General features: G+C 69.4%; 1 protein-coding gene. It reads right to left on the reverse strand.

From position 1 onward, the window contains the following. Window positions 1-297 (reverse strand): IS3 family transposase (locus ACFPFQ_RS19455; protein ID WP_379620768.1); only part of this gene is annotated, 297 nt, incomplete at both ends.

Genomic DNA, 297 nt, shown 5'->3' on the forward strand with positions numbered 1-297 from the left:
GCTGTGGCAGTCGATCACCGTGGACAGGTACAGATTCGATCCGTCGGCCAACGGTAGGTAGGTGATGTCACCGACGTAGGCCAGGTTCGGTGCCGACGCGGTGAAGTCCCGTTTGAGCAGGTCGGGGACCTTCTGGTCGGCCGGTTCGGGGATCGTGGTCCTGACCCGGCGGCGGCGGCGGTAGCCGGCGATGCCGTGCTCGCGCATCACCCGTGCGACCCGCTTGTGGTTGACCCGCTCGCCGGGCGGGACGCCGTCGTTGAGCTCGGCGGTCGCCCGGGGAGCCCCGACGGTGTT

This window comes from Pseudonocardia sp. GCM10023141 (genome assembly GCF_042653605.1).